This is a genomic window from Stappia stellulata, from assembly GCF_020176715.1.
GTDB lineage: Bacteria > Pseudomonadota > Alphaproteobacteria > Rhizobiales > Stappiaceae > Stappia.
Window position 1 is genome coordinate 158,711 of the sequence record NZ_JAIVMF010000008.1, and the last position, 25,730, is coordinate 184,440.

23 protein-coding genes are annotated in these 25,730 nt (G+C 66.2%); 13 read left to right on the top strand and 10 right to left on the bottom strand.

The window, feature by feature from the left end; translation table 11 throughout:
• Positions 1–30 precede the first annotated feature (30 nt).
• The gene (locus LC092_RS11915; protein WP_318245923.1) at positions 31–531 is read right to left on the bottom strand and encodes a L,D-transpeptidase family protein; all 501 of its coding nucleotides are present in this window, start codon (positions 529–531) and stop codon (positions 31–33) included.
• 234 nt (positions 532–765) lie between these two features.
• Here LC092_RS11915 and LC092_RS11920 point away from each other — a divergent pair, with 234 nt between their 5' ends.
• The gene (locus LC092_RS11920; RefSeq protein ID WP_224806748.1) at positions 766–1,449 is read left to right on the top strand and encodes a response regulator transcription factor; all 684 of its coding nucleotides are present in this window, start codon (positions 766–768) and stop codon (positions 1,447–1,449) included.
• Between the two features lie 119 nt (positions 1,450–1,568).
• Complete coding sequence (locus LC092_RS11925; protein WP_224806749.1) at positions 1,569–2,075, top strand: cyclic nucleotide-binding domain-containing protein; 507 nt, start codon at positions 1,569–1,571, stop codon at positions 2,073–2,075.
• Positions 2,076–2,083: 8 nt separating this feature from the next.
• Here the strand turns inward: LC092_RS11925 and LC092_RS11930 are convergent, their stop codons facing one another.
• Complete coding sequence (locus LC092_RS11930; RefSeq protein ID WP_224806750.1) at positions 2,084–2,506, bottom strand: organic hydroperoxide resistance protein; 423 nt, start codon at positions 2,504–2,506, stop codon at positions 2,084–2,086.
• Positions 2,507–2,649: 143 nt separating this feature from the next.
• Between LC092_RS11930 and LC092_RS11935 the strand changes: the two genes are divergently transcribed.
• Positions 2,650–3,165, top strand: a complete 516-nt coding sequence (locus tag LC092_RS11935) for a MarR family winged helix-turn-helix transcriptional regulator (RefSeq protein WP_224806751.1) — start codon at positions 2,650–2,652, stop codon at positions 3,163–3,165.
• Positions 3,166–3,226: 61 nt separating this feature from the next.
• Here the strand turns inward: LC092_RS11935 and leuD are convergent, their stop codons facing one another.
• The 3 genes from leuD to LC092_RS11950 all read right to left on the bottom strand — a co-directional run bounded on the left by leuD (position 3,227) and on the right by LC092_RS11950 (position 5,541).
• Positions 3,227–3,832 (bottom strand): 3-isopropylmalate dehydratase small subunit, encoded by a 606-nt coding sequence (gene leuD, locus LC092_RS11940; protein ID WP_224806752.1) that lies wholly within the window; start codon positions 3,830–3,832, stop codon positions 3,227–3,229.
• 53 nt (positions 3,833–3,885) lie between these two features.
• Entirely contained in the window at positions 3,886–4,836 is a 951-nt protein-coding gene (argC, locus tag LC092_RS11945) for an N-acetyl-gamma-glutamyl-phosphate reductase (RefSeq protein ID WP_224806753.1), read from the bottom strand.
• Between the two features lie 132 nt (positions 4,837–4,968).
• Positions 4,969–5,541: a peroxidase-related enzyme gene (locus LC092_RS11950; protein ID WP_224806754.1), complete on the bottom strand. Its 573-nt coding sequence runs from the start codon at positions 5,539–5,541 to the stop codon at positions 4,969–4,971.
• 223 nt (positions 5,542–5,764) lie between these two features.
• Here LC092_RS11950 and LC092_RS11955 point away from each other — a divergent pair, with 223 nt between their 5' ends.
• Together LC092_RS11955 and LC092_RS11960 are read left to right on the top strand one after the other, a co-directional pair.
• Positions 5,765–10,561, top strand: coding sequence for an NAD-glutamate dehydrogenase (locus tag LC092_RS11955; RefSeq protein WP_224806755.1), 4,797 nt, complete (start codon positions 5,765–5,767; stop codon positions 10,559–10,561).
• Entirely contained in the window at positions 10,558–11,985 is a 1,428-nt protein-coding gene (locus tag LC092_RS11960; protein ID WP_224806756.1) for an MFS transporter, read from the top strand. The genes LC092_RS11955 and LC092_RS11960 overlap by 4 nt, the downstream gene beginning before the upstream one ends.
• Positions 11,986–12,013: 28 nt before the next feature.
• Here the strand turns inward: LC092_RS11960 and typA are convergent, their stop codons facing one another.
• A complete protein-coding gene (gene typA, locus LC092_RS11965) occupies positions 12,014–13,837 on the bottom strand; it encodes a translational GTPase TypA (protein ID WP_224806757.1) in 1,824 nt (607 codons plus the stop codon).
• A 170-nt stretch (positions 13,838–14,007) separates the two neighbouring features.
• On the opposite strand from typA, the gene LC092_RS11970 reads away from it, so the two are divergent.
• Positions 14,008–14,463 carry a MarR family winged helix-turn-helix transcriptional regulator gene (locus tag LC092_RS11970; protein ID WP_224806758.1) on the top strand — a complete coding sequence of 152 codons (456 nt, stop codon included), beginning with the start codon at positions 14,008–14,010 and terminating at the stop codon, positions 14,461–14,463.
• Entirely contained in the window at positions 14,463–15,722 is a 1,260-nt protein-coding gene (locus tag LC092_RS11975; RefSeq protein ID WP_224806759.1) for a multidrug effflux MFS transporter, read from the top strand. Before LC092_RS11970 ends, LC092_RS11975 begins: the two co-directional genes overlap by 1 nt.
• A gap of 45 nt (positions 15,723–15,767) precedes the next feature.
• Here the strand turns inward: LC092_RS11975 and LC092_RS11980 are convergent, their stop codons facing one another.
• Positions 15,768–17,342, bottom strand: a complete 1,575-nt coding sequence (locus tag LC092_RS11980; protein ID WP_224806760.1) for an alkaline phosphatase D family protein — start codon at positions 17,340–17,342, stop codon at positions 15,768–15,770.
• Between the two features lie 388 nt (positions 17,343–17,730).
• Between LC092_RS11980 and folP the strand changes: the two genes are divergently transcribed.
• Both folP and folK read left to right on the top strand, forming a co-directional pair.
• Positions 17,731–18,570, top strand: coding sequence for a dihydropteroate synthase (gene folP, locus LC092_RS11985; protein WP_224806761.1), 840 nt, complete (start codon positions 17,731–17,733; stop codon positions 18,568–18,570).
• The gene (folK, locus tag LC092_RS11990; RefSeq protein WP_224806762.1) at positions 18,567–19,079 is read left to right on the top strand and encodes a 2-amino-4-hydroxy-6-hydroxymethyldihydropteridine diphosphokinase; all 513 of its coding nucleotides are present in this window, start codon (positions 18,567–18,569) and stop codon (positions 19,077–19,079) included. Before folP ends, folK begins: the two co-directional genes overlap by 4 nt.
• Before the next feature lie 23 nt (positions 19,080–19,102).
• On the opposite strand, the gene LC092_RS11995 is transcribed toward folK, so the two are convergent.
• Positions 19,103–20,044 carry a prephenate/arogenate dehydrogenase family protein gene (locus LC092_RS11995; protein WP_224806763.1) on the bottom strand — a complete coding sequence of 314 codons (942 nt, stop codon included), beginning with the start codon at positions 20,042–20,044 and terminating at the stop codon, positions 19,103–19,105.
• A 52-nt stretch (positions 20,045–20,096) separates the two neighbouring features.
• Positions 20,097–21,200, bottom strand: coding sequence for a histidinol-phosphate transaminase (gene hisC, locus LC092_RS12000; protein WP_224806764.1), 1,104 nt, complete (start codon positions 21,198–21,200; stop codon positions 20,097–20,099).
• 280 nt (positions 21,201–21,480) lie between these two features.
• On the opposite strand from hisC, the gene metX reads away from it, so the two are divergent.
• Together metX and metW are read left to right on the top strand one after the other, a co-directional pair.
• Complete coding sequence (metX, locus tag LC092_RS12005; protein WP_412103575.1) at positions 21,481–22,731, top strand: homoserine O-acetyltransferase MetX; 1,251 nt, start codon at positions 21,481–21,483, stop codon at positions 22,729–22,731.
• A complete protein-coding gene (gene metW, locus LC092_RS12010; RefSeq protein WP_224806765.1) occupies positions 22,728–23,342 on the top strand; it encodes a methionine biosynthesis protein MetW in 615 nt (204 codons plus the stop codon). Before metX ends, metW begins: the two co-directional genes overlap by 4 nt.
• On the opposite strand, the gene LC092_RS12015 is transcribed toward metW, so the two are convergent.
• Positions 23,278–24,099: a class I SAM-dependent methyltransferase gene (locus LC092_RS12015; RefSeq protein ID WP_224806766.1), complete on the bottom strand. Its 822-nt coding sequence runs from the start codon at positions 24,097–24,099 to the stop codon at positions 23,278–23,280. The genes metW and LC092_RS12015 overlap by 65 nt on opposite strands.
• 219 nt (positions 24,100–24,318) lie before the next feature.
• Here LC092_RS12015 and gloB point away from each other — a divergent pair, with 219 nt between their 5' ends.
• Together gloB and LC092_RS12025 are read left to right on the top strand one after the other, a co-directional pair.
• Complete coding sequence (gene gloB / locus LC092_RS12020; protein WP_224806767.1) at positions 24,319–25,110, top strand: hydroxyacylglutathione hydrolase; 792 nt, start codon at positions 24,319–24,321, stop codon at positions 25,108–25,110.
• 48 nt (positions 25,111–25,158) lie between these two features.
• Complete coding sequence (locus tag LC092_RS12025) at positions 25,159–25,605, top strand: cupin domain-containing protein (RefSeq protein WP_224806768.1); 447 nt, start codon at positions 25,159–25,161, stop codon at positions 25,603–25,605.
• Positions 25,606–25,730 lie beyond the last annotated feature (125 nt).

Consider the following 25,730-nt stretch of genomic DNA (forward strand, 5'->3'; position numbering starts at 1 on the left):
CCTTTGGACGCACCGTTCATGCCTGCCGCATCAATCGATGCAAATCGCCGATCCCGGTCCACAGCCTGCGAGCAAGAGGCGCATGTCCCGTTCCTTGACGGCGACGCAGCCTTCCGTCGGCGTGTAGCCGGGGCGCGCCAGGTGGAAGAAGATCGCGCTGCCGCGTCCGGGAACGGCTGGGCGGAGGTTGCAGTCGAGCACCACGACGATGTTGTAGAGCGGGTCGTCGCGCCACATCGCCTCATGCGAGGCGGCGAAAGGCCGCCGGACGAGGCGGTTGTAGCGCGGATGACCGGGGTCGTCGCACCAGCCCATCCACGGGCGAAGCGGCGTGACCGGGAGCCGGGTGCGGGGGCGCTGCACCCGGTCCGGCCGGTAGTAGACGCTCAGCAGCTCGAACCGGCCGGCCGGCGTGGCGCCGTCGCCCTCGCGCTTGTCGCGGGTGATGCCGCCGCGCCCAAGGGCACATGGCACGTCGAGCGATCCCGAGACGAGGCGTCCGCGCGTCGCTTCGGCGGACAGGCGTTGCACGGTCAGGTCGCGGCGGCGGGGAGGAGGGGAAGACGACACGTTCGGGGCCCGCTTGCTGGTTGTCTCGACGCTCTTTGTGGACCCGTCATCACCTGCCGGTCAAACCGGCGTGATCCAAATGTGTTGGCCACGCCGCCCTTTTTGATCGATCGCGGCTCGCGAAATCGCGCGGACTTGCTTAAGTGAATGAAGATTGGTTTGATTTCGCAAGACCCTGTGACGGAAGGACAGCCCATGAGCGCACGCAAGATCCTGATTGTCGACGACGACAATGATCTGCGCGAGGCCCTGGTCGAACAGCTCTCGCTTTATGAAGAGTTCGAAACGCTCGAGGCGGAAACGGCGGCCAAGGGGATTGCGGCCGCGGAAGGGGCGCATGTCGACCTGCTGCTGATGGATGTCGGCCTGCCCGATATTGACGGGCGCGAGGCGGTGAAACTCCTGCGCAAGAAGGGGTTCAAGGCGCCGATCATCATGCTGACCGGCCATGACACCGATTCCGACACGATCCTGGGGCTTGAAGCCGGTGCCAACGATTATGTCGCCAAGCCGTTCAAGTTCGCGGTGCTGCTCGCGCGGGTGCGCGCCCATCTGCGCCAGCACGAGCAGAGCGAAGACGCGGTTTTCGCGATCGGCCGCTTTTCCTTCCGCCCGGCGCAAAAGCTGATGACCGACGAATCCGGCGGCAAGATCCGGCTGACGGAGAAGGAAACCTCGATCCTGAAGTTTCTCTACCGTGCCGGCGAGAAGCCGGTCACCCGCGATGTGCTGCTGACCCAGGTCTGGGGATACAATTCGGGCGTCACCACCCATACGCTGGAAACCCATATCTACCGGCTGCGCCAGAAGGTCGAGCGTGATCCTTCCAATGCGGAACTTCTGGTGACCGAAGCGGGCGGCTACAAGCTGGTGCCGTAAGAGGCCCTTCGCGGTTTCGACGGTGAGGACGGGCTGCGCGCGGCAGGCGAGCGACATTCGGCCCTTGTGCAGGCCGCAGCCTTCAGCGTAATTCTCTTGGCATGAGTCTCGCCCGGGATATGGACCTTTTGCGTCAGGTGCCGCTGCTCTCCGAATTTCCGGACGAGCAGTTGCGTCTGCTCGCGTTTTCGGCGGAAAACGTGAATTACCGCGATGGCGAGGTGCTGTTCATTTCCGGAGAGCGGGCCGACGGCGGTCTGGTCATTGCTACGGGGTCTGTCTCGCTCGAAGGCGAGGGCGGCTCCGACGACGTGCTCGACACCTTCGGTCCCGGAAGCCTGCTTGGTGAAACGGCGCTTCTCGTGGAAACGCGGCGTCCGGCACGGGCGGTGGCGAATGGGGCGACCGAGGTGATCCGCATTCGCCGCGCGCTGTTCAAGCGCATGCTGCAGGAATTTCCCGACATCGCGCGCCGTCTGTTCGAGGCGCGGGCGAACGCCTTCGTGGCAACGTCCGGCGCCTTGTCCCGGGTCGGTGCGGTGCTGGAGCAGATCGAGCGCGAAAACACCGAGTTTCGCGCCGAGCGCCGCCGCGCGGCCCAGGCGCGCGACGACGATCAGCAGTAGGTCTTCGCTCAGGCGACGGTAAGCGTCACCGGAATGTTGCCCCGCGTTGCGTGCGAATAGGGGCACACCACATGTGCCTTGTCGACGATCGTCTGTGCCTGAGCCTTGTCCATGCCCGGTGCGGTGATCGTCAGCGCGACCTCGATCCCGAAGCCGCCGCCATCCTCGCGCGGGCCGATGCCGACGTCGGCGGCAACAGAGAGGTCCTCGGGCAGCTTTACCTTTTCCTGACCCGCCACGAATTTCATCGCGCCCAGAAAGCAGGCCGAATAGCCGGCGGCAAAGAGCTGTTCGGGATTGGTGCCCTTGCCGCCGTCGCCGCCGAGTTCCTTCGGCGTGGACAGGGTGACCTCGAGCCGGCCATCGTCGCTGTGCGCGGTGCCGGTGCGGCCGCCGGAGGCCTGCGCATGTGCTGTGTAGAGAACGCTCATTGTTGAAACTCCCTTGCGATATGTCGCGAATGGGATTTAATAGCGGACAATAAAATTGTGTGCAATTTAATTTTGCAAATCTTGACAGATGGGGCGACCTGCCCGATTGAACAGCCACAGACTCCGAAGAAGAGCAACTTGTCATGCCCCTGAGCCCCGCTGACCCAGACCCGGACGCCAATCTCCTGCTGTCGCGACAGCTGTGTTTCGCGCTGCATTCCACCACGCTCGCGCTCGGGCGTGTCTATGCCCGGGTGCTGGCGCCGCTCGGCCTCACCTATACGCAATACCTCGCCCTGATGGTTCTGTGGGAGACGGGCGAGATCTCGGTGAAGCGGCTTGGCGAGCGTCTGTTGCTGGATTCCGGCACGCTGACGCCGCTGTTGAAGCGGATGGAGGCGGCCGGTCTCGTGGCGCGGCGGCGCGATCCCGATGACGAGCGCCGGGTGCTTGTGACGTTGACGCAGGCCGGCACCGCGCTCAAGCAGCCGGCCCGCGATGTGCCGCTGCAAATTGCCGAGGTCTGCAAGGCGTCGGGCCTCGACCTTCAGGCGCTGAAGGCGGATCTCGAGGCGCTGCGCGCAGCCCTTGGCGGGGCGCCGGAGACCGCGCATCCGCCGGCGGATGCAAAAACGCCCGGCACCGGGCCGGGCGTTTGAGGATCTGACGTTGGAGGCGGTTGCCGCCTCCGCGGGCCGGGTTGCCCCGGGCGCGACGGGCTCAGGCCCAGGGGCGCGTTTCCGCGGTGGCCTGCTCGTAGCGGTCGATCGCCGGCGCCTTTTCCATGGTCAGGCCGATGTCGTCGAGGCCGTTCATCATGCAATGCTTGCGGAACGGGTCGATCTCGAAGGTGATGACACCGCCGTCCGGGCCGCGGATTTCCTGGGCTTCCAGATCGATGGACAGCGTCGCATTGGCGCCGCGCTTGGCGTCGTCCATCAGCTTTTCCAGCTCGTCCTCGGTGACGACGATCGGCAGGATCCCGTTCTTGAAGCAGTTGTTGTAGAAAATGTCGGCAAAGCTCGTCGAGATCACGCACCGAATGCCGTAGTCGAGCAGTGCCCAGGGAGCATGCTCGCGGCTCGATCCGCAGCCGAAATTGTCGCCCGCGACCAGGATCTTGGCGCCCTTGTAGGCCGGCTGGTTGAGCACGAAATCCGGGTTTTCCGAACCGTCGTCATTGGTGCGCATCTCGTGAAACAGCGCGCTGCCGAGCCCGGTGCGCTTGATCGTCTTGAGGAACTGCTTGGGGATGATCATGTCCGTGTCGATGTTGATGATCGGCAGCGGCGCGGCGACGCCCGTCAGCTTGTCGAATTTTTCCATTTTTCCGGGATCTCCTCGGGATCGAAAGAAGGGAACCTGCGTGCAGGCGATGATCAGGCTGCGAGGCTTGTGGCCGCGTCGACACCGAGCATCAGGTTGAGGTTCTGGACGGCGGCGCCGGAGGCACCCTTGCCCAGGTTGTCGTAAACGGCCATCAGCACGGCTTGCGCGCGGCTGTCGTCGGCAAAGACATGCAGGCGCATGCGATTGGTGCCGTTGAAGGTTTCCGGGTCGAGTTCCGGCGTGCGATCGACGTCGGCAAGCGGCGCGACATCGACGAAGCTGCCGTCAAGGCTTGCAAAATGCGCCTCGAGCGCTGCGTGCAGCTCGGCGCCGGTCGGCACCTTCGTCAGGGCTTCGAGCCTGAGCGGCACCGCCGTGACCATGCCTTGCGCGTAATTCCCGACCGAGGGAATGAAAATCGGCGTCGAGGCGAGCGTCGCATAATGCGTCAGCTCCGGCAGGTGCTTGTGGCGAAAGCCGAGGCCGTAGGGCAGATACGGCGGCTTGTTCGCCCCCGGCGCCTCATAGGTCTCGATCATCTGGCGTCCGCCGCCGGAATAGCCGGAGATCGCATTGATCGTGACGGGATAGTCGGCCGGCAGCAGGCCGGCCTCGATCAGCGGCCGCAGGCAGGCGATCACGCCCTGCGGATAGCAGCCGGGATTGGACACCCGCTTCGACGCGGCAATCGCCGCACCTTGCGTCTTCGTCATTTCCGCAAAGCCGTAGTCCCAGCCGTCCGCGGTGCGATACGCCGTCGAGGCGTCGATCACCCGCGTGGTGTCGTTGTCGATCAGCGACACGCTCTCGCGCGCGGCGTCGTCCGGCAGGCACAGGATCGCGATATCGGCGCCGTTCAGGCAGTCGGCGCGGGCGGAGAGGTCCTTGCGCTTGTCGGCCGGGATCGAGATCAGCTCCAGGTCGCGGCGACGCGACAGCCGCTCGCGGATCTGCAGACCCGTCGTGCCGGCTTCACCGTCGATGAACACTTTCGCGACCATTGCCCTTCTCCAATAAAATTCTGCCGCGGCGCGGAGTGCGCCTGCGTGCGGAGCGTGTTCTACACCACGGCCGGCCGGTTTGTCATGCATTCGCGCCGGCTTTCCCGCCGCTGCGTCGGTGCTGCCCGTCCGTCAGCGCGCCATGCCATGATACTCCGGGTTCGGGCGCATGTCGGTTGCCGCCGCGACGCGGTTCGACATGTTGAAGAAGGCGGTCACCGAGGCGATGTCCCAGATGTCGCGGTCGCTGAAGCCCGCATCACGCAGTGCCTGGCGGTCGGCTTCCAGGATCTCGGCCGGGTGTTTGGTGAGCTTGACGGCGAAATCGAGCATGGCGCGCTGGCGCGGGCTCAGATCGGCGACGCGATAGTTCATCACCATCAATTCGCCGAGCTCCGGATCGCCGGAGAGCTGGCGCACCGCCGCGCCATGGGCGGTCAGGCAATAGAAGCAGCGGTTTACCGCAGAGACGGCGACGGCGATCATCTCGCGTTCGAGTTTGCTCAGCCCGCTGTTTGCCAGCATCAGGTCGTTGTACATCGCGGTGAAAGCGTCGAACTTGTCCTGATTGAAGGAATAGGCGGTCAGGACATTGGGGACGAGGCCGAGCTTTTCCTGGCACTTCGCGAAATAGGCCTCGGTTTCTCCGGACAGCGGCGTCTCCTGCGGCAAGTCGAGTGCGACGGGCTTTTTGTGATTGCTCATGGTTTTGCCTTTTTCTCCCTGCTGCGTGCGCCCGGCTGCGGTCGGTCCACGACTTTACGTTCGACTTTTGGAGAAGTCATTCCATCGTCGGCAGTCTCGGCCTAGCATGCGCTGGACCGGGGGCGCCAGCGGGGCGAATCACTTGCGTGGTCTTTAACCCGGTCTGCGATGACATTCATGAAACACCGGCGATGCAGATGACGGCGCCGGATGGTGGGGAACAATGCCCGAAGTACGAGATCAGGCGAAGGCCACGTTGATTGACGCCGTGGTGGCGGAACTCGAGCCGCAAGTCGGTGCGTTTGCGCGGGACCTCTTCGCGCGCGGCGCGGCGGAAGATGTCGTTGCCTATACGGCCACGGATCTTGTCGCCGTGGCGCGCGTCGCCTGGGAAGAGATGGCGACCCATCCGCTCGGAACCCATCGGATTCACATCTACAATCCCGAGTCGTCCGGCGACAAAAGTCGGGCCGCCGATGTGACCATCGTCGAAATCCTCAATGACAACATGCCGTTCCTCGTCGATTCGGTCATGGGCGAGCTTCAGGCAAGCGGCTTCGAGGTGCGCCTCGTGCTGCACCCGATCCTGTCGGTGGAACGCAGCGACAGCGGCGAGCTGGTCCGCTATGCCGGCGCCGGAAAGGCCGGGGGCGAGGGCTGCCGCCGTGAAAGCCTCATCCATATTCACGTCGCGCGGATCGATACCGCGCAGGAGCGCACGCAACTGGCGGAGCGCCTCGAAGCGGTGATGACCGACGTGCGCGCCGCCGTGCGCGACTGGTCCGCCATGCGCGACCGCCTGGCGGCGGCGATTGCGACCTACAAGGAAAACCCCCCGCCCGTGCCGGTCGACGAACTGGCGGAAGCGATCCAGTTCCTGGAGTGGATCGCGGCCGACAATTTCACGCTGCTCGGCATGCGCGAATATTACTTCGAGGGTGGCGTCTCCAAGGGCGATCTGTCGCACAAGAAGGGCTCGGGGCTCGGGCTTCTGGCCGATCCGGAGGTGCGCGTGCTGCGTCGCGGCTCCGAATTCGTCGTGATCACGCCGGAAATCCGCGACTTCCTGATGAAGCCGGAGCCGCTGATCATCTCCAAGGCGAATGTAAAGAGCCGGGTGCACCGCCGGGTGCATATGGATTACGTCGGGGTGAAGCTCTTCGACGAGGGCGGTGAACTCGTCGGCGAACTGCGCGTGGTCGGCCTCCTGACCGCGACCGCCTATACGCTCTCCACCAAGAACATTCCCTTCCTCCGGCGCAAGATCGACAGCGTGCTGAGCCGCGCCGGCTACGATCCCGACAGCCATTCCGGCCGCGCGCTGCTCAACGTGCTGGAAAGCTACCCGCGCGACGAGCTGTTTCAGATCGACCCGCAGCTCCTGTATGAATTCGCGACCGCGATCCTGCAGCTCGACGAACGACCGCGCATTCGCGTGCTGGCGCGTCGCGACCGCTTCGACCGCTTCGTGTCGATTCTGTGCTACGTCCCGCGCGACCGCTACACCACCGAGGTGCGCCTGCGGATCGGCGCCTATCTCGCCAAGGTGTTCGACGGGCGTCTGTCGGCCTGGTACGTCGCCTATCCGGAAGGCCCGCTGGCGCGGGTGCATTTCATCGTCGGCCGCGACCAGGGCGAGACCCCGGATCCGGGTCAGGAGACGCTGGAGCAGGCGGTTGCCGGCATCGTGCGGACCTGGACCGACGACCTGCGCGACGCCTTGCGCGCCGCCTATGGCGGTCACAAGGCGCTGGAGCATGCGCAGCGGTACGCCGACGCCTTCCAGGCGGGCTACCGCGAGGTCTATTCGGCCGAAACGGCGCTTGAGGACATCCGCATCATCGAGAAGCTGAGCGACGAGGCCGATACCGCGCTCACCTTCACCCGGCGGGCGCAGGATGCGCGGAACCGGGTGGTGTTGAAGGTCTATCACCACCTCGTCCCGATTCCGCTGTCGGCGCGCGTGCCGATCCTGGAGAACATGGGCTTTCGGGTCATCAACGAGCGCACCTATCGCCTGACCCCGGACGAGCGCCCGCTCGCCTATCTGCACGAATTGTCGCTCGAACCTGTCGGCGGCGGCGAGATCGACCTGACCGACGACCTCAAGCTCCGGCTCGAGGCACTGTTCATGGCGATCTGGCGCGGCGACACGGAATCCGACGGCTACAATGCGCTGGTGCTTTCGGCCGGGCTCGGCTGGCGCGACATCGCCATGCTGCGCGCCCTGTCGCGCTATCTGCGCCAGGCCGGCATCCGCTATTCCGAAGACTACATGTGGCGCACGCTCAACCGCTATTCGGACGTGGCGCGCAAGCTCGTCGAAATGTTCCATCTGCGCTTCGATCCCGATCCCAACGGCGAGGACCGCTCGCTGGGCGCGGAACGCGTGGAGCGCGATCTCCTCGACAGCCTCGAACAGGTCGACAGTCTCGACGACGACCGGATCCTGCGCCGCTTCGACAATGTCATCAACGCGATGCTGCGCACCAACTTCTTCCAGATCGATGCCCATGGTCTGCCGAAGCAGACCTTCGCCTTCAAGCTCGATCCGCAGCGCATCGAGGACCTGCCGCTGCCGCGGCCGTTCCGCGAGATCTTCGTCTACAGCCCGCGGGTGGAGGGCGTGCATCTGCGGTTCGGCAAGGTGGCGCGCGGCGGCTTGCGCTGGTCGGACCGGGCCCAGGACTTCCGCACCGAGGTGCTCGGCCTGGTCAAGGCCCAGCAGGTGAAGAACGCGGTGATCGTGCCGGTCGGCGCCAAGGGCGGCTTCGTGCCGAAGCATCTGCCGGTCGGCGGCAGCCGCGACGAGGTCTTCGCGGAAGGCACCAAGGCCTACAAGATCTTCATTTCCTCGCTGCTCGACGTCACCGACAACCTGAGCGGCGACACCATCTGGCCGCCGGAACGCGTGGTGCGCCACGACGATGACGACCCCTATCTCGTGGTTGCCGCAGACAAGGGCACGGCGACCTTCTCCGATACGGCCAATGCGATCTCCGAAAGCCGGAACTTCTGGCTCGGCGACGCCTTTGCTTCCGGAGGCTCGGCCGGCTACGACCACAAGAAGATGGCGATCACCGCGCGCGGTGCCTGGGAGGCGGTCAAGCGCCATTTCCGGGAAATGAACCGGGACATCCAGACGGAGCCTTTCACGGTCGCCGGCGTCGGCGACATGTCGGGCGACGTCTTCGGCAACGGCATGCTGCTGTCGAAGGCAATCCGCCTGGTCGCGGCCTTCGACCATCGCGACATCTTCCTGGACCCGGATCCCGACCCGGCGACCACCTGGGAGGAGCGCAAGCGGGTCTTCGATCTCGGCCGCTCGTCCTGGCAGGACTATGACACGTCGCTGATTTCAAAGGGCGGCGGGGTGTTCTCGCGCCAGTCGAAGTCGATCGCGCTGTCGCCGGAAATCCAGGAGCTTCTCGGCGTCACGAAATCCAAGGCGACGCCGCAGGAAGTGATCAACGCGATCCTCAAGATGAACGTCGACCTGCTCTGGTTCGGCGGCATCGGCACCTATATCCGTGCCGCCGGCGAGAGCGATGCGGATGTCGGCGACCGCGCCAATGACGCGATCCGCGTCACGGCCGGAGACGTCGGGGCCAAGGTGATCGGCGAGGGCGCCAATCTCGGCATGACCCAGCGCGCGCGTATCGCCTTCAACCGGCGCGGCGGGCGGTGCAACTCCGATGCGATCGACAATTCCGCCGGGGTGAACTCCTCCGACATGGAGGTGAACATCAAGATCGCGCTGGGCGCGGCCGTGCGGGCCAACACGCTGACGGTCGCCGACCGCAATGTGTTGCTTGCCGAGATGACGGAGGAGGTCGCGGCCCTCGTGCTGCGCAACAACTATCTCCAGACGCTCGCCATCAGCCTGTCGGAAACACGGGGCATGGAGGAATTCGGCTACCAGCGCCGGATGATGCGGCAGCTCGAACAGGCCGGCCTGCTCGACCGGTCTGTCGAGGAACTGCCCGACGAGGTCGCGCTCGACGAGCTGGAGGCGACGGAAACCGGGCTGACCCGCGCGGAGACCGGCGTGCTGCTCGCCTATGCCAAGCTCACGCTCTACGACAAGCTCCTCGACAGCACCGTTCCCGACGATGCCTATCTGGCCAGGGAGCTGTTCCGCTACTTCCCGGTCCAGATGCAGGAGCGGTATGCGCAGGAGGTCGAGGGCCATCGGCTGCGGCGCGAGATCATCGCCACAATGCTCGCCAACTCGATGATCAACCGGGGCGGTCCGACCTATCTGACCCGCATCGCCGACCAGACCGGCGCGGAGCCGGCCCATATCGCACAGGCCTTCGCGGTCGTGCGCGACGCCTACGGGCTGACCGCGCTCAATACCGAGATCGATGCCCTCGACACGCAGGTGGATGGCGGCCTGCAGCTTCGGCTCTATGCGGCCGTCCAGAACCTGGTTCTGGAGCAGTCGGTCTGGTTCCTGCGCAACGTCGATTTCGCAAACGGACTGGAGGCGCAGGTCGTCCGGTTCCGCTCCGGGATCGAGGCGCTGGCGCCGTCGCTTGCGGAGGTGGTGCAGGACGCGATGCGTGCGGAAGTCTCCGCAGAGGCGGCCCGCCTCGGCGAGGCCGGTGTGCCGGAGGAACTCGCACAGCGGATCGCGCGCCTGCCGCTGGAAGCGGAAGTGCCGGACATCGTGCTGGTCGCCGAACAGAGCGCACGGGCGTTGCCGGAGGTGGCGGAGGTCTTCTTCAAGGTGGCCGGACACTTCCGCCTGGGCGCAATGGAGGCCAAGGCGCGCGCGCTGCGGATCCTCGACTATTACGACGGGCTCGCGCTTGACCGGGCGCGCGCCACGCTTGCCGGCGCCCATCGCGACGTGACGCGCAACGCGCTGGCCGCCGGCGGGTTCGAAACCTGGCTTGAGGAAAACGAGGCACGGGTGGTGCGCACCGCAAGGGCCGCCAACGAGATCATGGAAGGCGATCTCACCGTGTCGAAGTTCTCGGTCGCAGCCAGCCTGCTCGCCGAACTGGCGCAATGAGCGACGCGGGCGCACCGCCGCCTGTCGTTTCCGGCGACCCGGAGCCCCGCTCCGGGTCGTTGCCTGCGCTCCGGCGCGGCGCGGTGCCCGCTTGGCTCCTGTTCGACTGGGCGGCACAGCCGTTTTTCACCCTGGTGACGACCTTCGTCTTTGCGCCCTATTTCGCCTCTGCAGTGGCTGCAACGCCGGCGGAAGGTCAGGCGTTGTGGGGTTATGCGACGGCGGCGGCGGGACTGGCGATCGCGGTGCTTGCGCCGGTGCTCGGCGCGATCGCCGATCGCACGGGCGCGAGAAAGCCGTGGATTGCGGCCTTCTCGGTGCCCTTCGTTTTCGGCTGCGGTCTGCTCTATTTCGCGGTGCCGGGGGCTCCGGGCGGCATCGCCATCGCTTTGGTGGGCTTTGCCATCGCGACGCTCGGCGTCGAATTCGCCACCGTCTTCACCAATGCGATGATGCCGGATCTCGTGCCGCGCCAGCGTCTCGGGCGCCTGTCGGGAAGCGGCTGGGCGACCGGCTATGCCGGCGGCCTCGTCTCGCTCGTCATTGCGCTGGGGCTGATGGCCGCCAACCCGGAGACCGGGCGGACCCTTCTCGGGTTCGAGCCGATCCTCGGTCTCGATCCGGTCCTTCGCGAAGGCGATCGGGCATCGGGCCCCTTCTCAGCGATCTGGTATCTCGTCTTCGTACTGCCGCTGTTCCTGCTGGTGCCGGATGTGCCGCGCCGTGCCGTGGGGCTTGGCGCCGCCGTCGGAGAGGGGCTGACCGACCTTGCACGTACCCTGCGCATGGCCCGCGCCAATCGTCAGGTGTTCACGTTCCTTCTGGCCAACATGATCTACAAGGACGGGCTCGTCGCGCTCTTCGCCTTCGGCGGCATTTATGCGGCCGGCGTGCTCGACTGGTCGAGCGTCGAGATCGGCACATTCGGCATTCTGCTGACCATCACAGGCACGTTCGGTGCGGTGATCGGAGGGCGGCTCGACGACCGGCTCGGGCCGCGACCGGTGATCGCGGGCGCGCTCGTGGTGCTCATCCTGTGCGGGCTGGGGCTTGTCTCCGTCGATCGGGACACGGTGTTCTTCGTCATCGACGTCGCGCCGGCGGCCGTTGGCGGCGGGCTGTTCGCGACACTGCCGGAGCAGGTGTTTCTGGTTCTGGGGGGCGTGCTCGGCGCCGTCGCCGGGCCGCTTCAGGCCGCATCGCGCACGCTGCTCGTCCATCTCGCGCCGCGTGAAAGAGTGACCCAGTATTTCGGCTTGTTCGCGCTTTCGGGCAAGGTGACGAGTTTCCTCGCGCCGCTCTCCGTCGGCCTGGTGACGGCGGCAACGGCGAGCCAGGCCGCCGGCATGGCGGTGATCCTGGCGTTCTTCTCGCTCGGACTGTGGTTGCTTTTGAAGGTCCGCGATCCGCGGTCCGCTCAATAGACGAAGCGGACCGCGCGGGGGATCGGGATCAGCCGACGGCCTTGACGGCTGCGCGTTCCGCGCGCTTGCGGTCGTGCGGATCGAGCAGCGCCTTGCGCAGACGGATATTCTGCGGCGTCACCTCGACCAGTTCGTCGTCGGTGATGTAGGAGAGCGCGGCTTCCAGCGACAGGCGGATCGGGGTGGTGAGGCGGACCGCCTCGTCCTTGCCCGACGAACGCACGTTGGAGAGCTGTTTGCCCTTCAGAACATTGACCTCGAGGTCGTTGCCGCGGGTGTGCTCGCCGACCAGCATGCCGCGATAGACCTTGACGCCCGGATCGATCAGCATCGGGCCGCGATCTTCCAGGTTGAACAGCGCATAGGCGACCGCCTCGCCGTCGCCGTTGGAGATCAGGACGCCGGTGTGACGGCCCGGGATCTCGCCCTTGAACGGGGCATAGGCGTGGAACACGCGGTTGAAGATCGCGGTGCCGCGCGTATCCGACAGGAGCTCCGACTGATAGCCGATCAGGCCGCGCGTCGGGGCGTGGAAGACGAGCCGGCTGCGGCCGCTGCCGGAGGGGCGCATTTCCAGAAGGTCGGCTTTGCGCTCGGAGAGCTTCTGCACGACGATGCCGGAGTGTTCCTCGTCGACGTCGATGATCACTTCCTCGATCGGCTCCAGGCGCTCGCCGTTCTCGCCGGTCTGGAACACGACGCGCGGGCGGCCGACGCAGAGCTCGAAGCCCTCGCGGCGCATGTTCTCGATCAGGATCGCCAGCTGCAGTTCGCCGCGCCCGGAGACGATGAAGGCGTCCGCCTCGGGCGAATCCTCGATCTGCAGCGCAACGTTGCCTTCCGCCTCGTCCATCAGCCGCTTGCGGATGACGCGCGACTGCACCTTGTCGCCTTCGGTGCCGGCAAGCGGGCCGTCGTTGACGAAGAAGGTCATCGACAGGGTCGGCGGATCGATCGGCTGCGCGGGAACGGGTTCGGAAACCTCAGGCGCGCAGATCGTGTCGGAAACGGTTGCCTCGGACAGGCCGGCGATGGAGATGATGTCGCCGGCAACCGCCTTGTCGATCGGCTGGCGCTCAAGCCCGCGAAACGCCAGAACCTTCGAGATGCGGCCGGTTTCGACCGTCTTGCCGTCGCGCGACAGCGCCTTGACGGCCATGTTCGGAACGACCTCGCCCGAGATGATGCGCCCGGTCAGAATGCGCCCGAGGAAGGGGTTCGGCTGCACGGTGGTCGCCAGCATGCGGAAGGCGCCCTCTTCGGCGCTCGGAGCGGGAATGTGCTGTTCGACGAGTTCGAACAGGGGATCCATGGAATCCATCGGACCGGAAGGGTCCGTTGCCATCCAGCCCTGCTTGGCGGAGCCATAGAGCACCGGGAAGTCGAGCTGGTTCTCGTCGGCGTCGAGGGCGGCGAAAAGGTCGAACACCTCGTCGAGCACTTCTTCGGCGCGCTGGTCCGGCTTGTCGATCTTGTTGATCGCAACGATCGGGCGCAGGCCGAGCTTCAGCGCCTTGCCGAGCACGAATTTGGTCTGCGGCATGGGGCCTTCCGCCGCATCCACCAGCAGGACGACGCCGTCGACCATGTGCAGGATGCGCTCGACCTCGCCGCCGAAGTCGGCGTGGCCCGGCGTATCGACGATGTTGATGCGCGTGTCGCCATGGGTCAGCGAGGTGACCTTGGCCAGAATGGTGATGCCACGCTCGCGCTCGAGATCGTTGGAATCCATCATCCGCTCTTCCGTCTTCTGGTTGTCGCGGAAGGAGCCGGATTGCTTCAAGAGCACGTCAATCAGCGTCGTCTTGCCATGATCGACGTGCGCAATGATGGCGATGTTACGCAGGTTCATGTGGTGTCGTGCTCCAAAAAAGATACCGCGGGCCCCTCGGACCCGCGGATTTTCGCGCCCCTCTATAAACCGGGGGGCGGTTTCTTGCAATGCAGCAAACCGCAACGTCGCCTTGACAGTTTCTTCGGACCGGACCAATTACTAAGGTAAGCATATAATATGGAGTGCTTATGACTTCGGTCGTCCCACCTCGCCCGATCGGCTATCTGGTCGCCGATATCGCGCGGCTGATGCGCCGGCGCTTCGTGCGCGCGCTCGCCGCCGCCGATACCGGCGTCACCGCGGCCGAGGCCCGGGTGCTGGCCTATGTCGAGCACTATCCGGGTCAGCGGCAGGCGGCGCTTGCCGAGCGCCTTGGCGTGGAGCCGATGACGCTCAGCGCGCTTCTCGACCGGCTGGAGGCCGCCGGCCTTTTGCGCCGCTTGCCGGATCCTCAGGACCGGCGGGCCAAGCTGATCGAAATTGATCCGAACGCCACGCCGGTGCTGGAGCGCATCCACGATGTCGCGATCCGGCTGCGGATGGAGGCGGTGGAGGGGTTTTCGCCCGCCGATGTCGATGCCGTCTACGACCTGCTGGAACGCATGCATGAAAATCTGGCCGACTGCGGCCCCCCGGAGACGTGATGACAACGACAGATGCCGGCACCCTGAAGCCGGACCACCACGCCACGCAGACGCCGCTTCCGCCAATGAGCGAGCGACGCACCGCCATCCTGGGCGCGGCTCTTGTCGCCATCGGCCCCATCACCATGGCGCTTTACACGCCGGCGATGCCGGTGCTTGCCGAGGTGTTTTCCACATCCTCGTCGATGGTGAAGCTGACGCTCACGGCCTATTTCACCGGCTTCGCGCTGACGCAGCTTGTCTGCGGCCCGCTGACGGACGCCTTCGGCCGCAAGTCCGTGACGCTTGTCTTCCTGATGCTCTATCTCGCCTCGACGATGATGGCGGCCTTCGCCCCGACAATCGAGTGGATGCTGGTGGCGCGTACCATGCAGGGCATTGGCGCTTCTGTCGGCGTGGCGGTGTCGCGGGCGATCGTGCGCGACCAGTTCACCGGGCAGACCTCGGCCCGCATCATGAACGCCATTGCGATGATGCTCGCCATCGGCCCGGCGCTTGCGCCCTCCATCGGCGGCGTCACGCTCGAACTGTTCGGATGGCGCGAGATCTTCTGGGCGATGCTGATCTATGGCGTGGTGCTGGTGTTCGGCATCCTGGTCTTCCTGCGCGAGACCAACGCCTATATCGATCCGTCGAACCTCAAGCCCGGCGTGCTCCTGCGCAACTACCTCATGCTTCTGATCGACCCGCGCTTCCTGCAGCCGAGCCTTCTCGTCGGCCTCGGAATCGGCACGATCTACACGCTTGCGACCATCCTTCCCTTCGTGCTGATCGAGCAGGTCGGGCTGACGCCGACGCAATTCGGCTTCGGCATGATGATCCAGTCCGGCTCCTTCATCACCGGCGCCATCGTCACGTCGCGGTTGCTGAAGCGGATGGATGCGGAGGCGTTGTTGCCCTTCAGCCTGAGCTGCATGGTGCTGTCGGGTCTCGCGATGATCCTGCTGCTTTCGCTTGCCGAGCCGCGGTTCCTGACGGTGATGCTGCCGGTAGGCGCTTTCGCTTTCAGTCTGGCGATGTCGCTGCCGTCGGCCTCCACCGCCGCGCTGCAGGGCTTCCCGCGTCTTGCGGGATCGGCCTCGTCCATGATGGGGTTCATGCAGTTCGGTGCAGGCCTTGCGGGCAGTCTGGTCGCGGCCGGTCTCGGCGATCCGCTTGTCGGCTTGACCGTGGTGCCGCCGACGATGCTGTTTCTTGCGGTCGGCTCCTACGTCGGGCTTGGCCGCTACAATCGCCGCCGGCGGGCGGTCGCCGGATAGGCTCCCGCGCGGCGTCGCGCGAGAGCCTTTGGTCGGCGGGGTTGATTATCCCTTGCGCACGGGATCGAGCGTCACCGAATAGAGCTCCTGGTCGGCGACGTCCATCAGGCGGACGGTCATCTGTTCGCTGGCGCCATCAATGTCGACGAGACCGAAGAACTGAAGCCCCATGGAGGGCGGCAGGTTCGCGCCCTGGCTTTCGTCCGGGGCCTTCACGTATTTCACGTCCGGGCCGAAGGTCTTGTCGAGCGCGTTCGGACCGAAGGTGCCGGCATGCAGCGGACCGGAGACGAACTCCCAGAACGGCTTGAAGTCCTGGATCTGCGCGCGGTCGGGGCTGTAGTGGTGCGCGGCGGTGTAATGCACGTCCGCCGTCAGCCAGACGATGTTGTCGATGTCGGCGGCGCGGATGAACCGCAGAAGGTCGGCGAATTCGAGCTCGCGGCCCTTCGGCGCGCCGTCGTCGCCGTTCGCGACCGCTTCCGCGCCCGCCTGCGCCTTCCAGTCGTCCCAGACGATCACGCCGATCGGCATGTCGCAGGCAATCACCTTCCAGGTCGCGCGCGAGGTGGCAAGTTCGCGCTTCAGCCAGGCGAGCTGTTCCGCGCCGAGGACGCGCGAGGCATCGCTCATTTCGGTTTCCATGGACGCGCCATTCGGCCCGCGGTAGCTGCGCAGATCGAGGAAGAAGACGTCGAGCAGCGGGCCATAGGCGATCTTGCGATAGACGCGGCCGGGTTCCGCCGGCTGGTAGCGGATCGGCGTCATTTCGTGGAAGGCACGGCCCGCGCGGGCGGCAAGCAGCGCGACGTTCTTCTCGGTGTAGCGGTCGTCGGCGGTGAGGTCCTTCGACGCCGACCAGTTGTTGACGACTTCGTGGTCGTCCCACTGGAAGAAGGTCGGGACTTCCGCGTTCATGGCGCGCAGGTTGGCGTCGAGCAGGTTGTACTTCCACTGGCCGCGGTATTCGTTAAGCGTCTCGGCGACCTTGGATTTTTCCGGCGTGACGATGTTCTTCCACGTCGTGCCGTCGGCCAGTTCCACGCTCTCCTTCAGCGGGCCGTCGGAATAGACCGTGTCGCCGGAATGCAGGAAGAAGTCGGGGCGGTGCTTCAGCATGGTCGCATAGATCTTCATGCCGCCACGGGCCTCGTCGATGCCCCAGCCCTGTCCGGCGGTGTCGCCCGACCAGGCGAAGCGGATGTCGCGGCGCGAGGCCGGTGCCGTGCGCAGGCGTCCGACCATGGGTACGGACACGGCCTTCACGTCATTGAGGTCCTGGAAGGCGACGCGGTAGAAGATCTCCTGATCCGACGGCAGGCCCTCGAGCAGCCGCTTGACGGCGAAATCGCTTTCGGGAAGGGCGTCGATGGCGGCCAGGCGGCGCGGATTGGCGAAGCTGTCGGTCGTGTCGACCTCCACCAGCATTCGCGACGGCCGGTCGGTGCGGGCCCAGATCATCGCGGACTGCGTGTCGACATCGCCCGATTGCAGGCCGTGGGTGATGATCGGCCGCGACGACGCACGTGACAATCCGGGTATGGCGAGCGATGCGGTGACCGCCATTCCGCCGACAGCGGTCGACTTGAGAAAACGGCGGCGTGACAAGGTGGACGTCATAAGCGCAAACTCCGGGTAAGTGCGTGGTCAAACGCACCTGAAGCGAGGAAAACCGGCCGTGTTCCACCGAGATCCGGATCCGGACCTCCCTGGATGGCCGCAGGAGGGTGAAGGCCGGCATGCGGGCCTGTGCGAAGGAGCGGCCTCTCCCGCTGATTGTTCGCCAAGCCCGCCCGGCCTTCCGGCACCATGGCATCGCTTCTTGACACTACGTTCTCATGCCGATGACAAACAGCATACGGTTTGGTGACGATGCTGCCCGCAAAGCGGCCTTGACGCGCAAGCCCGCACGGCGCAAGACCCACAGTCGCGGTAGGAAAAACGGTCCGGCGCGCGGAGGCGGCGTCGCTATCGTGTCGACGAGGATGCCGAGAGCGGAAGACGAGAAATGACACCCCTGAAAGATCCCGCGCATCTCGCCTTTCCCGGCGGTGGGCTTGCCCTCGACCGGCCCCGGGTGATGGGCATCCTCAATGTCACGCCGGATTCCTTTTCTGACGGCGGGCGCTTTCTGGCCCGCGAGGACGCGCTTGCCAACGCCCGCAAGATGATCGCTCACGGTGCCGACGTGATCGACATCGGCGCGGAGAGCACTCGCCCCGGCGCCGTGCCGGTGCCGCCGGAAGAGGAGTGGCGGCGGCTGTCGCCGGTGCTGTCCGAGGTCGTGGCAATGGGCACGCCTGTCTCCATCGACACCTACAAGGCGCCGATCGCGCGCGATGCCTGCCGCGCCGGAGCCGTAATCGTCAACGACGTGTGGGGCCTGCAGAAGGATCCCGGCATGGCCGATGTCGTCGCCGAGGCCGGCGCCGCGGTGATCATGATGCACAACCGCACCGCCGCCGATGCCGAGATCGACATTCTCGACGATATCGACCGGTTCTTCGAGCGCTCGCTGGACATCGCCGAACGGGCCGGGATCGCGCCGGAAAAGCAGATGCTCGATCCGGGCATCGGCTTCGGCAAGACGCTTGACCAGAATTACCTCGTCCTCAACCGGCTCGAGACGCTCGCCAAACACGGTCGGCCGCTGATGGTCGGCGCGTCGCGCAAGCGCCTGATCGGTGCGGTGCTCAGCGTCGATACCGATGACCGGCTCTATGGATCGCTGGCCATTCACACCGTCGCCATGATGAAGGGAGCGGCCATGATCCGCGTGCACAATGTCCAGCCCCATGCGGATGCCGCGCGCATCGTCAGGGCAATTGCAGCAGAGGGCGTGGCGTGAGCGACGCATCCACGTCGAAGCCGGTGCGTGCCGCGCTGGGGCTCGGCTCCAACATCGGCGATACGCGCGCCAATCTCGATGCGGCGCTCGCCGGCTTGAGCGACAGCGGCCGGGTGCGGGTCGTCGCGCGGTCCAGCGACTATCGCACGCCCCCCTGGGGACCGGTGCCGCAGGACGATTATCGCAATGCCTGCGCGCTGGTGGAAACGACGCTGTCTCCGCGGGCGCTGCTCGACCTCTGCCTGTCGGTGGAGCGGGCGCTGGGGCGCGTGCGCGACGTGCGCTGGGGGCCGCGGCTGATCGATATCGACGTGCTCGTCTACGGCGAGGAAAAGGTCGAGGAAGACGGGCTGTCGATCCCGCATCCGCGCATGGCGGAACGCGCCTTCGTGCTGGTGCCGCTGGCCGAGATCTGGCCCGACGCGCCGATCGGCGACGGCCGCACGGCCGCCGAAGCGCTTGCGAGCTGTCCGGGACAGGACGAGATCCGCCGGCTCGACGACGCCTGAGGCGGCGCGCCGGCGACCGGCGGTCAGTCGTTTCCGGGCGCGCTCTTGGTCACGGCATCGCGGCCGAAGTTCGGAATGTCGGTGTCCTGACCCGCTTCGACGATGGAGCGGCGGATGCTGCGCGTGCGGGTGAAGAGGTCGAACAGCGCATCGCCGTCGCCCCAGCGCACCGCGCGCTGCAGGGCCGCGAGATCCTCCGAAAACCGCGCCAGCATCTCCAGGATCGCGTCCTTGTTGTGCAGGCACACGTCGCGCCACATGGTCGGATCGGAGGCCGCCAGCCGGGTGAAGTCGCGAAAGCCCGAGGCGGAGTATTTGATCACTTCCGACTTTGTCACGGCTTCCAGATCGTCCGCCGTGCCGACGATGTTGTAGGCGATGATATGCGGAAGATGCGAGACGATGGCCAGCACCAGGTCGTGGTGGTCGGCATCCATGGTCTCGACGGTCGAGCCGCAGGCCTCCCAGAAGGCCGTCAGCCGGGCGACGGCATCCGCATCGGCGTCGTCCGGGGGCGTCAGGATGCACCAGCGGTCGCGGAAGAGCTCCGCAAACCCCGCATCCGGGCCGGATTCCTCGGTTCCCGCGATCGGATGGCCGGGAATGAAATGCACGGTCCCGGGCAGATGCGGGGCCATCTGGCGGATAACCGACGCCTTGGTCGATCCCACGTCGGTGACGATGGCGCCCGGCGCAAGCGCGGGCGCGATCCATTTTGCCACAGCCTCGCTCGCGCCGACGGGCACGCAGAGGATCACCAGATCCGCATCCGTCACCGCCTCGCCCGCGTCGAGGCAATATCGGTCGCCAAGGCCCAGTTCCTCCGCGCGGCGAAGCGTATGCTCCGAGCGGGTGGAAACGACGATTTCCGAGGCAAGGCCGTTGCGCCGGATGACGTGGGCGAGCGAGGACCCGATCAGGCCGATGCCGATCAGGGCGACGCGGGAAAAGGGTGTGAAGGACATGAGACTGCTTGTGGTTTGGGGGCGCCGCGTCTCGGCGGCGCCCGTGCCGTGATCAGGCGGCGAGGAAGGCCTTGAGCTCCGCGATGACCGCGCGGTTCGCCTCTTCCGTGCCAATCGACATGCGCAGCGCATCGGGAAGGCCGTAGGCTGCGACTGACCGGAGAACGCATCCCCGGTCGCTGAGATAGGCGTCGGCCTCCGCCGCCGTCTTGCCCGGCGTGTCGGGGAAGTGGATCAGCACGAAATTGCCGACGCTGGGTGTCACCGTCAGGCCGAGCGCTTCCAGCTCCGAGGTCACCCAGGGAAGCCAGGTCTCGTTGTGGGCAACCGCCGTCTCGACGAAGGCGCGGTCGCGCACCGAGGCGATGCCGGCGGCCTGGGCGGCGGCGGAGACGTTGAAGGGACCGCGGATGCGGTTCAGCACGTCGATCAGATGCGCCGGGCCGTAGGCCCAGCCGAGCCGCAGGGCGGCAAGGCCGTAGATCTTGGAGAAGGTGCGGGTCATCAGCACGTTCTCGGCCGTTGCGGCCAGCTCCATGCCGGCCTCGTAGTCGTTGCGGCGCACATATTCCGCATAGGCGGCATCGAGCACCAGAAGCACATGCGGCGGCAGACCGGCATGCAGGCGCCGGATCTCCTCGAAGGGAATATAGGTGCCGGTCGGATTGTTCGGATTGGCGAGGAAGACCACCTTGGTGCGGTCGGTGACGCGCGCCAGGATCGCGTCCACATCGGTCGCGAGATCCTTTTCCGGCGCGATGACCGGCGTTCCGCCGGCGGCGAGAATGGCGATCTTGTAGACTAGGAAGCCATGCTCGGTGAAAATGCCCTCGTCGCCCGGCCCGATGTAGGCGCGCGCGACCAGTTCCAGGATCTCGTCGGAGCCGTTGCCGCAGATGATGCGCTGGGCGTTCAGCCCGTAGACCTCCGCGATCGCGTCGCGCAGCGCCGAAGAGCCGCCGTCGGGATAAAGCTCCAGATGCGCGGCCTGGGCCTTGAAGGCCTCGATGGCCTCGGGGCTGGCGCCAAGCGGCGTCTCGTTGGACGAAAGCTTGTGCAGCTTGCTGCCGCCGGTCGACTTCGTGCGGCCGGGAACATAGGGCGCAATGTCCAGAATGCCGGGACGGGGCTGCGGGTGCGAGATGACTGGTTGCATTTTTTTCGCCGATTCACGCATTAAGTGTATATTGCGGCCTCACATCCGTCGGATCCTGCGCGCACGGACGGCGCGACGGTGACGACAAGGCGCGTTTGCGCGCATAGTCATAGGCAGAGTGCCTTGGGATGGCAAAAGAAATCATTGACCTCGGGCAGGCGCGCTCCTACGTCTCGAAGCCCTGAATTGGGGCGGAAACTGCCTCTCGCGGCGGCACTCTCGACGCGGTGCGCGGTCGGCATGCCTGCACACAGACGATGAAAAGGACGGTCGGTCTGCCATGACGCAGGAGACTTCACCGGAGGCGGCGCCGAACAGCGCGGCGAAGGGCGAGACGGGCGGGACGCAGGCCAGCGCGTCGCCGGCCCCCTTGAGCGAGATGGACGCGCCGTCGAGCCAGGTTCGCGCCTTTGGCGGCGACACCGCGCTCAGGCTCGATTCCGGTGCGCTGCTCGATCCCTGGCAGATTGCCTATGAAACCTATGGCACGCTGAACGCCGAGCGCAGCAATGCGGTGCTGATCTGCCATGCGCTGACGGGCGACCAATATGTCGCCTCCAGCAATCCGATCACCTCCAAGCCCGGCTGGTGGTCGATGCTCGTCGGCCCCGGCCGACCGGTGGACACCAATCTCTATTATGTGATCTGCGCCAATGTGCTGGGCGGCTGCCTCGGCACCACGGGGCCGGCCTCGACCAATCCCGCCACGGGCAAGCGCTGGGGTCTCGACCTGCCACTCGTTACCATCAAGGACATGGTGCACGCGCAGGCGATCCTGCTCGACCATCTGGGGATCGAGACGCTGTTTGCGGTCATCGGCGGGTCCATGGGCGGCATGCAGGTGCTGCAATGGGCGTCGAGCTATCCCGAGCGCGTGTTCGCAGCGCTGCCGATCGCCACCGCCGCGCGCCATTCCTCGCAGAACATCGCCTTCCACGAGGTGGGGCGCCAGGCGGTGATGGCCGATCCCAACTGGTGCGGCGGGCGCTATTTCGAAAAGGGCGTGCGTCCGTCCAAGGGGCTCGCCGTGGCGCGCATGGCCGCCCATATCACCTATCTCTCGGATCCGGCGCTGCACCGCAAGTTCGGCCGCAACCTGCAGGACCGCGACGCCGTCACCTTCGGCTTCGACGCGGATTTCCAGATCGAGAGCTATCTGCGCCACCAGGGGATGACCTTTGTCGACCGGTTCGACCCGAACGCCTATCTCTATCTCACGCGCGCCATGGACTATTTCGATCTCGGCGCCGACTTCGGCGGCACGCTGGCCCGCGCCTTCCTGCATTCCGCGACCCGGTTCTGTGTCATGTCCTTCACCTCCGACTGGCTGTTTCCGACATCCGAGAGCAAGGCGATCGTGCGCGCGCTCAATGCGGCTGCCGCCAATGTCTCCTTCGTCGAGGTGGAGAGCGACCGCGGCCATGATGCCTTCCTGCTGGACGAGCCGGAAATGTTCCGCACCGTGGTTGGCTTCTTGACCGGCGCGGCCCACGCACGCGGCATCGCGGCTCCGAACGGGGGGGCGGCATGAGCGGAAAAACCAGCGTTCGCGGCGATCACCGGCTGGTCGCCGATCTGGTGGAACCTGGCTCCCGCGTGCTCGACATCGGTTGCGGCGACGGCGAGTTGCTCGATCTTCTGGTGCGCGAGAAACAGGTCGACGGGCGCGGCATCGAGATCTCCCAGGCCGGCGTCAACGCCTGCGTCGCGCGCGGGCTGTCCGTGGTCCAGGGCGATGCCGACAGCGATCTTGCGGATTATCCCGACGACGCCTTCGATTTCGTCATCCTCAGCCAGACCCTGCAGGCGACGCGTGCACCGCGCGTCGTGCTGGACCAGTTGCTGCGCATCGGATCGAATGTGATCGTGTCCTTCCCCAACTTCGGGGTCTGGCGCAACCGGCTGCAGCTGATGTTCCTCGGGCGCATGCCGGTGACCGACTATCTGCCCTATTCCTGGTACGACACGCCCAACATCCACTTCTGCACCATCCGCGACTTCGTCTCCATGTGCGAGGAGACGGACGCGCATATGGTCAAGGCGATGGCGCTCAACGCCCGTGGCGAGCCGGTCGGCTTCACGGCGCCCTGGTGGGTGTGGAACCTGATCGGCGAACAGGCATTGTTCCTGCTGAAGCGGTGATACCGGCGGCTGCGGGCGGGGGCGACAGGCCCGTCGCCGCGCCGTCGGGAATGAAGGTCGGCCGGAACGAGCGGATCAGCCGGGTCTTGCCGACCGGCGTGCCGCGGTAGATCTGCTTTTCCGCCTCCACGAGCAGGAGCCCCGCGAAGGCCGGCCACAGGCGCTGTCCGACGCGCTCCCAGGCGCGCGCGCTTCGCAGGAGCATGCGCGATTTCGTCGGTGGCAGGAACAGCGCCTCTCCCGTGCCCAGCGTGTTGAACTGGCAGGAGCGCAGCAGCGCCTCGATCTGGCTGCGCGAGAACGGGCGTCCGTAGCCGAAGGGCGAGATTTCCGAACGTGCCCACAGGCCGCGCCGGTTCGGCAGCACGACGATCATGCGGCCGCCGGGCGCCAGCACGCGCCAGACCTCGCGCAGCATGGCGTCGGGATCGCCGCTGTGGTCGACACCGTGGACGACCAGCGCATTGTCGAAACTGTTGTCGAAGAACGGCAGCTCGGTCTCGTCGACCAGCGTTGCCGAATTTCGTCCGCCGCGCGGCCAGGCGACGACGCCCTGGGCCGCCGGCATGGCTGCGACGCAGCGTTCCGCCTCGTCCAGATAGGGGCGCATATAGGGGCCGGCGTAGCCGATGCCGATCAGGCGTCGGTCGCGCAGCTCCGGCCAGAAGCTGCGGATCCGCGCCCCGACAAGCACCCGCATCATCCGACCCAGAGGTAGGTCGTAAAAGGTGCGCTGATGGACGACGTCGAGATACATGAAGACCTGCAGCGACGGCCCGGTGGCGGGCTGGGAGGCCGATTGAACCCTTCCCCGCGCCGCGATGCAACCGTCTCGCGTGTCGCACCTTGCCCGCGCCCGCCCCTTGTCCCCGGCGCCGGGTCGGGGCAGGGTGGGCGCGCCGGCGCCCCGGGTCGATGGCGGGTGCCGGAAACCGGGCTGCGTTGTGGCCGGGGCGAAGCGAAACGACAGGAGACGATGGCGATGAGCGAAGCGACGAAACAGGTCGAGATCCGGCAGTTTCCCTGCCTCGACGACAATTTCGGCGTGCTGGTCCACGTGCCCGCGACGGGCGGCACCATCGCCTTCGACGTGCCCGACGCCGAGCCGTATCTGGCGGAACTGGAGCGCGCGGGCTGGACGCTCACCGATATACTGATCACCCACCATCACTGGGACCATGTCCAGGGACTGGGCGCGCTGAAGGCCGCGACCGGCGCGCGCGTCACCGGCCCGGCGCTGTCGCGCGACAAAATCGCGGAAATGGATGCCGTCGTCGCCGACGGCGACACGATCACCGCCGGCGGGCTTGCGTTTCAGGCTCTGGGAACACCGGGGCACACGCTCGACCAGATTTCCTGGTGGGCGCCGGAGGCGCATTTCGCCCATACCGGCGACACGCTGTTCGCGCTCGGCTGCGGCCGGGTGTTCGAGGGCGACATGGCGATGATGTGGGCCTCGATGGACAAGCTCGCGCGGCTGCTGCCGGGTGACACGCGGATCTACTGCGGTCATGAGTACACATTGGCGAACGCGCGTTTCGCGGTGACGGTCGACCCGGACAATGCGGCGCTGGCGAAACGGGCGAAGACCGTGGAGGGCCTGCGCGAGCGCAACCAGCCGACGCTGCCGACCACCATGGAAGACGAGCTTGCCACCAACCCCTTCCTGCGCGCGGGCGATCCCGGCATCCGCAAGACGCTCGGCATGATGGATGCGAGCGACGCGGAGGTCTTTGCCGAGATCCGCCGGCGCAAGGACAGTTTCTGACCCGGCAGGCGCACGCCGTCGACACTGGTTTCAGCCAAAGGACTTTCGATGCTCGATCCTTCGCTCTCCGCCCGGGATGTCATCCGCATCCTCGACCTCGCGCCCCATCCCGAGGGCGGTTACTACCGGGAGACCTATCGGGATCCCGCGACGGATGCCTCCGGTCGGGCGCGGTCGACGGCGATCTATTATCTGCTTGAGGCCGGCGACGTTTCGGCGTGGCACCGGGTGGATGCGGTGGAGGTGTGGCACTGGTACGCGGGCGGTCCGCTGGCCCTGACCATCTCCGAAAATGGCCATGACGCGCGTGCGCTCCACCTCGGCGTCGATCTCGCCGCGAACCAGCGGCCGCAGGGCGTGGTGCCGGCCGGGGCCTGGCAGACGGCGGAAAGCCTCGGCCGCTGGACGCTGGTGGGGTGCACCGTGGCGCCCGGCTTCGAGTTCTCCGGCTTCGAGATGGCACCGAAGGACTGGCGGCCGGTGCCGCGCGGCTGACGCGGCGCCGCCGATGCCGGGTGTGGCCTTTTGCACGGGGTTTCCCGTCTTGCGTTGCGCACGCGGGCCGTTACAGTGCGCGGCGGCTTTCCGCCGGATGCGTGATGCGTCCGGCACTCCTGCGA

Coding starts and splice junctions, on each gene's coding strand:
- LC092_RS11920 (WP_224806748.1), top strand. CDS start 766: ATGAGCGCACGCAAGATCCTGATTGTCGACGACGACAATGATCTGCGC.
- LC092_RS11925 (WP_224806749.1), top strand. CDS start 1,569: ATGGACCTTTTGCGTCAGGTGCCGCTGCTCTCCGAATTTCCGGACGAG.
- LC092_RS11930 (WP_224806750.1), bottom strand. CDS start 2,506: ATGAGCGTTCTCTACACAGCACATGCGCAGGCCTCCGGCGGCCGCACC.
- LC092_RS11935 (WP_224806751.1), top strand. CDS start 2,650: ATGCCCCTGAGCCCCGCTGACCCAGACCCGGACGCCAATCTCCTGCTG.
- leuD (WP_224806752.1), bottom strand. CDS start 3,832: ATGGAAAAATTCGACAAGCTGACGGGCGTCGCCGCGCCGCTGCCGATC.
- argC (WP_224806753.1), bottom strand. CDS start 4,836: ATGGTCGCGAAAGTGTTCATCGACGGTGAAGCCGGCACGACGGGTCTG.
- LC092_RS11950 (WP_224806754.1), bottom strand. CDS start 5,541: ATGAGCAATCACAAAAAGCCCGTCGCACTCGACTTGCCGCAGGAGACG.
- LC092_RS11955 (WP_224806755.1), top strand. CDS start 5,765: ATGCCCGAAGTACGAGATCAGGCGAAGGCCACGTTGATTGACGCCGTG.
- LC092_RS11960 (WP_224806756.1), top strand. CDS start 10,558: ATGAGCGACGCGGGCGCACCGCCGCCTGTCGTTTCCGGCGACCCGGAG.
- typA (WP_224806757.1), bottom strand. CDS start 13,837: ATGAACCTGCGTAACATCGCCATCATTGCGCACGTCGATCATGGCAAG.
- LC092_RS11970 (WP_224806758.1), top strand. CDS start 14,008: ATGACTTCGGTCGTCCCACCTCGCCCGATCGGCTATCTGGTCGCCGAT.
- LC092_RS11975 (WP_224806759.1), top strand. CDS start 14,463: ATGACAACGACAGATGCCGGCACCCTGAAGCCGGACCACCACGCCACG.
- LC092_RS11980 (WP_224806760.1), bottom strand. CDS start 17,342: ATGACGTCCACCTTGTCACGCCGCCGTTTTCTCAAGTCGACCGCTGTC.
- folP (WP_224806761.1), top strand. CDS start 17,731: ATGACACCCCTGAAAGATCCCGCGCATCTCGCCTTTCCCGGCGGTGGG.
- LC092_RS11995 (WP_224806763.1), bottom strand. CDS start 20,044: ATGTCCTTCACACCCTTTTCCCGCGTCGCCCTGATCGGCATCGGCCTG.
- hisC (WP_224806764.1), bottom strand. CDS start 21,200: ATGCAACCAGTCATCTCGCACCCGCAGCCCCGTCCCGGCATTCTGGAC.
- metX (WP_412103575.1), top strand. CDS start 21,481: ATGACGCAGGAGACTTCACCGGAGGCGGCGCCGAACAGCGCGGCGAAG.
- metW (WP_224806765.1), top strand. CDS start 22,728: ATGAGCGGAAAAACCAGCGTTCGCGGCGATCACCGGCTGGTCGCCGAT.
- LC092_RS12015 (WP_224806766.1), bottom strand. CDS start 24,099: ATGTATCTCGACGTCGTCCATCAGCGCACCTTTTACGACCTACCTCTG.
- gloB (WP_224806767.1), top strand. CDS start 24,319: ATGGCGATGAGCGAAGCGACGAAACAGGTCGAGATCCGGCAGTTTCCC.
- LC092_RS12025 (WP_224806768.1), top strand. CDS start 25,159: ATGCTCGATCCTTCGCTCTCCGCCCGGGATGTCATCCGCATCCTCGAC.